This window comes from Acetomicrobium mobile (assembly GCF_937920065.1).
In genome coordinates this window covers 1-5,600 of sequence record NZ_CALETC010000302.1, presented here as the reverse complement: position 1 = coordinate 5,600, position 5,600 = coordinate 1, and the positions used below count along the sequence as shown (strand labels likewise).

Below are 5,600 nucleotides of genomic sequence, written 5' to 3'. Positions count from 1 at the left end.
TGAGCCATGTTTTTGCCTAGCTGGACGGCTTTATCGTAATCCTCATCCTTGGGTGAAGACTGTATCACTATTTCCGGTGAAAGCAGCTCCCACTTTCCTGCGCTTTGGGCAAATTCTTTCAATTTCTTCAGAATGCCGGGGCTCCAGGTATAATTTCCCATTATGCCCAAGAGACGATTTTTCATTTTCTTATTTTCGAGGTGGGTCATTAAATCTTGCATTGGGGGGAAAGGCATCGTGTTGTAGGTACAGGATGCGAGCACTAAGCCCCTGTAACGCCAAATATCACGGATCACAAAGGATACATGATCCCTAGCTATGTCGTGCACGATAACGTGTCCGATCCCTTCTTTCGCCAAAGCGCGCGCCGTCGCATGGGCAAGCTTTGCCGTATTTCCATACATAGATCCGTAAACTACCACTGCACCACATTCAGTTTCATGGCGACTCCACTTATCATAAAGCCCGATTATGTGCTCCGGCTTGCTTCTGTGTATGGGGCCATGAGAAGGGGCTACAACCTTTACTTCCACACCGCTTAATTTGGAAATGGCAGCTTGCACTTGATCGGAGTAACGACCAACTATGTTGGAAAAATATCTTAGTATCTCTCCTTCGTAATAGGACATGTCAACTTCATCGTCAAAAATTCCGCCTTCAAGACATCCAAAGCCCCCGAAGGCATCGCAAGAAAACAAAGTTTTAGTCACTTTATCGTAAGTCATCATGGTCTCCGGCCAATGCACCATTGGGGTCAAAAAGAACTTAAGAACGTGCCCTCCTACGTCAATCTCTTCCCCGTCTTTTACTTGAATAATGCCATCCGTGACAGAATAAAAGTTCTCTAGCATCTTCACCGTTTGAGCATTGCAAAGGATCTTCAAATTCGGGTATAAAGCCTTAAGGATCCTTATTGAGCCGGAATGATCGGGCTCCATGTGATTTACGATAAGATAATCTATAGCCCTGTCTTCTCCGAGCAGGCGCTTAACCTTAGTTACCAAGTCGGCTAGAAAGAAGGCCTTAACAGTATCTACGAGGACAACCTTTTCGCCTATGACGAGATAAGAATTATAGGCAACTCCCCTTGGAAGGGGCCACACCGCCTCAAAGAGGTCTGTTTCTTTATCGTTAACTCCCACCCAATAAATGCCTTTTGCCACTTCTACGGCATTATTCATTTAAAACCCTCCTCTATTTTAGCTACAGCATACTCACGCCATCTTGCTCTCGAGTTCGGGCAAATATGCAAAAAGCTCCCTTAACAACTCATCCTTGCTCTTATATAGGATGCCCTTAATGCCATATTCTTCTGCTAAAGTTATATTCCTACGCCTATCGTCAACTAATATTATATCCTTGGGATCTACTCCAAGTATATTTAAAATTTCTTTAAATATCGTACCGTCATGCTTGCATTTTCCCAAACGATAGCTGTTGAACACATGATCGAACATATCATAGAAAGGCGTTTCTTCGTTTATTTCTTCTATCCAGTTAGTCTGATCCGTTAGCAGTACTACCTTGATATCCGAACTGCGTAACGTGCGGATCAAATCAAGGGTCCAAGGCCTTATAACAAACCTCCTTAAAACCTCCTCCCTTAGCTCTTCATCGGAATAATTGTCCAAGCTAAACCGCTTTTTAAAAGCGCTCCAAAATTCTTTCTCAGCCGTTTTGCCGCAAATGTATCCCGAGTCGTATAAGATATCAGTGGCAGCTTCCACCACAACTTTCGGATCCAAGCCGCACTTTTTGGCTATTTCTTCCATGCCTTTGACGAATCCCTCTTCGGCAATGACACCTCCAAAATCGAACATTATAACAGAATATTCTTTATTGTTTTGCAAAATTCAACACCTCTTGGTTTTTTTATGATATAAGTTATAATATAGACGATGTTGTCGCATGCATAAGTAAATTTACTAAAACTGATGCGATAGCAGAAATATTACCCCTGATAAGGGCTAGAAAATACACGAAATACAATGGGCACGAGGCCCATTCGTATTTATATAATTACACACATAATAGGAGGGGTCAACAATGGCCGTAGAAAGGCGCACCTCTGATGATGTCCTTCTCTCCACAGCTCTTGAGAACTTTTACAATGCAGCTGAAGAGATGGGATTGAAGGATGACCTGATTGAAATACTCAGCCGTTCGGAAAGAAGGATTTGCGTATCCATACCCGTTGAGATGGACGATGGTACTGTTAAGGTTTTTGACGGATATCGCGTAGTTCACTCAAGCGCTCTAGGTCCAGGTAAGGGAGGCATTCGCTTCCATCCACAGGTAACTCTCGACGAAACTGAGGCTTTGGCGTTTATGATGACCTGGAAATGTTCCTTGGCAGGCATACCCTATGGCGGAGGCAAGGGTGGCGTGTGCTGCGAGCCACTCGAGCTGTCGTTAAAGGAAAAGGAAAGAATTACCAGAACCTTCGCTGCGAGGATCGAGCCTTTTGTGGGTGCCTGGACTGATGTTCCTGCGCCCGACATTAATACCGGAGCCCAAGAAATGGTGTGGTTCATGGATACCATCAGCAAGATCAGAGGCCAACTTGAACCGGCTATCTTTACCGGAAAGCCGGTTTCTTTGTGGGGATCCAAGGGCAGGACTGCAGCCACGGGGCTTGGTGTTGCCACTTGTGCATTGGAGTTTTTGCAAGTTATTGGGAGAGATCCTAAGGAAACCACAGCCGCCGTTCAGGGTTTTGGCACCGTTGGAAGCTATACGGCCAAATTCCTGCATGAAGCAGGGGTCAAGATAGTGGCCATATGTGACATCACAGGCACTTACTATTGCAAAGACGGCATCGACGTCGAAAAGGCTATGGCACATGCACATAGCCACCCCAAAAGGTTGCTTGAAGGATACTCGCAAGCCGGTCTTGAAAAAAGCGACCCCAACGACATCCTCTACCTGGATGTAGACGTACTGCTCCCGTGCGCCATGGAAGGCGTGCTCAATAAGGCAAACGCCGATAAGGTGAGGGCAAAATACATCGTCGAAGGAGCAAACGGTCCCTTAACACCCGAGGCAGACGAAATTTTGAAATCCAAGGGTATCCCAATCGTGCCTGACTTCCTGGCCAACAGCGGTGGCGTAATAGGATCTTACTTCGAGTGGTGCCAGAATTTGGCCGGTTTCTTCTGGACCGAAGAGGAATACAACGCAAGGCTAGTTCCGATCATGAAATCGAATTTCCAAAGAGTGTGGGAATACTCAAAGGAACATAACGTTGAAATGCGTCGGGCTGCTTTCATGGTCGCTATAAAGCGCGTTGCTGACGCTGTTGAGATGAGAGGGGTATTCCTATAAAATAGCTGATCTATTTTAGCCTACGCTACATTTCTAACTCCACAGCCTTTCTCCGTTTTGCACATGGCGAAGGGGGTGGAGTTTTATTAAAAGACCGGGCAATCAAGCACAAGAGCAAAAAACTTAAATCAGCTTTTTATAAAAACCCGCGACTTGCTTTCGGCAAAAATGTGGAGGGATATTTATGGCCAAAAGACTTTCAGAAATTTTGTGGGAAGAAAATCAGGATATCGCTCAGTCCTGTTTAAACCATCCCTTCGTTCAGGGAATAGCTTCCGGAGCATTGGAGAGAGAAAAGTTTAATTGGTATGTGGGGCAAGACTATTTCTACCTTCATGCTTTCGCCAAAGCCTTTTGTCTTGCCACGGTTAAAACGCCGGATGCCGAGGGAATGAGGGCATTTCATAAACTTGCCGGCGGAGCTTTAGGCGAAATGAAACTTCACAAAGGGTTCGAAGAGACCTTAGCAGCAGAGGTTGAAAAGGTCATCCCAAGCAAGGCCACGCGCATGTACACGGATTTTTTGCTCGCCACGGCATGGAGCAGTGACGCAGGCTTAATAGCAGCAGCTACAACGCCCTGTAATCGCTTATATGCGTGGCTTGGCCAGAACCTAAAAGGTCACTTAGACGATGAAAGCAATCCTTATATTGACTGGATATTGATGTACTCCAGCGATTCTTTTGAAGAACTTGCTAAGGAAACCGAGCGTTTGGTCGATCTTTATGCCCTGGACGATGAAAACACGAGATCTGTATATCGCTACGCCATGATCTGTGAATACGAATTTTTCGACGCCGCATGGGAATATAGCCCGCCTGAAGCAGAATTATAAAAAATGTAACGCACAAGCTACCTCTGGAGCGGGCTGGGACAAAATTATGACTGAGCGAAAGGGGAACAAAGAGGCAGGATCACATTCAGCCGCTTTTTGAGCAGGCAAACTTTCTATCGCACGATGTATTCCGCTTCGGTTCTTATCTTTCCTTCGCGGAACCATTTTCTCGCTAGGTAAACACACCATGTATCGCTCAGGGCGACAATCCATTTTATCACGTAGGTGCTCAAAAAAAGCGATAGCAATACACTTGAAGGATATATGCCATAAAAAGCCACAGCCACAAAAATTCCCGTATCGATGGCCTGAGAGATCATGGTACTTACGTTATTCCTGAGCCAAAGGTGCTTGTCATGGGTCTTATCCTTCAACAAATGGAACATCCACACGTCGTGATACTGAGAAGAGGCGTAAGCGCAAAATGAAGCTCCCGCAACCCTAGGAGTTAAGCCAAATATCTTCGATAAAGCTTCGTGAGCCATATCGTGAGGATTTGGGATGAAGAGAATGGCAAACTTCATGACCACCGCCATCATAAGAAGCATGAAAAATCCCATATGAACCGCCAGCTTCGCGTCCTTTTTCCCATGATTTTCACTCAAGATATCCGTCGCCAGAAAGGACGTTCCGTATAATATGTTGCCCAATGTAGCTGTCATGCCAAATAAGGAGACAAGCTTCATGACTTGAATGTTGGCCAAGATCACGCACATGACTGTCCATGCGTATAATCCTTGCTTCCCGAATAATCTATAACACGCCAATATCGAGGCCAAACAAAATATAAGCATCGAAAACCAGATAATCTCATTCATCTAATTCACCTTTCCTCACGGACGATAAAAAAGACCCCAATAGCTCAAACAAACTTACAGTCGGATCCCACAATGACGACCTGTATACCAAAGATGCGGGATGAGGGAGCGGAAAAACAATGTAATTACCAGCATATAAGGCTTTCCCGAACATCTCCGGTATCATGGAATTCTTCTCGGGCCTCGGAATGCCAAATAAACTCAGTAATCCCTTCGTGGCCCACTTGCCCAGGGGCACGATAATTTTGGGCCCTATCAGTTTCAGTTCTTCTTCAAGATAGGGAAGACAGGCATTTACCTGCCGCCATTTTGGCCTTCCATAGCGAGGCAGGGGGCATTTTAACAAATTTGTCCTCCAGCAGTCATAAAAATTTACCTCTGCTCTTCCCAGGAAGTAGCGCAAAAAAGATCCTGTAACACCCCAAAAGGGCCTGTCGTTTTTTTGCTCGCTATCGAAGGGGGCCTGTCCCACCAAAAAGATTTCGGCATCCAAGGGTCCCTCCCCCGGGATGGCTCTCTCTCGTCTTAAAGCCAAATCACATTTTTCGCATTTTCTGACCTGTGATGCCAAACGCTCAAGATGCTCACGCAACAAAACCGACTTAACTCTCCTTTACACTGAA

6 protein-coding genes are annotated in these 5,600 nt (G+C 45.6%); 2 read left to right on the top strand and 4 right to left on the bottom strand.

Features of this window, described 5'->3' with window-relative positions; all coding sequences use genetic code 11:
- Positions 1 to 1,181 (bottom strand): FprA family A-type flavoprotein (locus Q7P41_RS11445; protein WP_303884378.1); only part of this gene is annotated, 1,181 nt, incomplete at its 3' end.
- A 33-nt stretch (positions 1,182 to 1,214) separates the two neighbouring features.
- The gene (locus tag Q7P41_RS11440; RefSeq protein ID WP_303884376.1) at positions 1,215 to 1,850 is read right to left on the bottom strand and encodes an HAD family phosphatase; all 636 of its coding nucleotides are present in this window, start codon (positions 1,848 to 1,850) and stop codon (positions 1,215 to 1,217) included.
- A gap of 196 nt (positions 1,851 to 2,046) precedes the next feature.
- Here Q7P41_RS11440 and Q7P41_RS11435 point away from each other — a divergent pair, with 196 nt between their 5' ends.
- Positions 2,047 to 3,324 (top strand): Glu/Leu/Phe/Val dehydrogenase, encoded by a 1,278-nt coding sequence (locus Q7P41_RS11435; RefSeq protein WP_303884374.1) that lies wholly within the window; start codon positions 2,047 to 2,049, stop codon positions 3,322 to 3,324.
- Positions 3,325 to 3,508: 184 nt separating this feature from the next.
- Entirely contained in the window at positions 3,509 to 4,159 is a 651-nt protein-coding gene (gene tenA, locus Q7P41_RS11430) for a thiaminase II (RefSeq protein WP_303884372.1), read from the top strand.
- A 113-nt stretch (positions 4,160 to 4,272) separates the two neighbouring features.
- Here the strand turns inward: tenA and Q7P41_RS11425 are convergent, their stop codons facing one another.
- Positions 4,273 to 4,977, bottom strand: coding sequence for a queuosine precursor transporter (locus tag Q7P41_RS11425; protein WP_303884370.1), 705 nt, complete (start codon positions 4,975 to 4,977; stop codon positions 4,273 to 4,275).
- The gene (locus Q7P41_RS11420) at positions 4,970 to 5,572 is read right to left on the bottom strand and encodes a uracil-DNA glycosylase family protein (protein WP_303884368.1); all 603 of its coding nucleotides are present in this window, start codon (positions 5,570 to 5,572) and stop codon (positions 4,970 to 4,972) included. Before Q7P41_RS11420 ends, Q7P41_RS11425 begins: the two co-directional genes overlap by 8 nt.
- Positions 5,573 to 5,600: the final 28 nt, after the last annotated feature.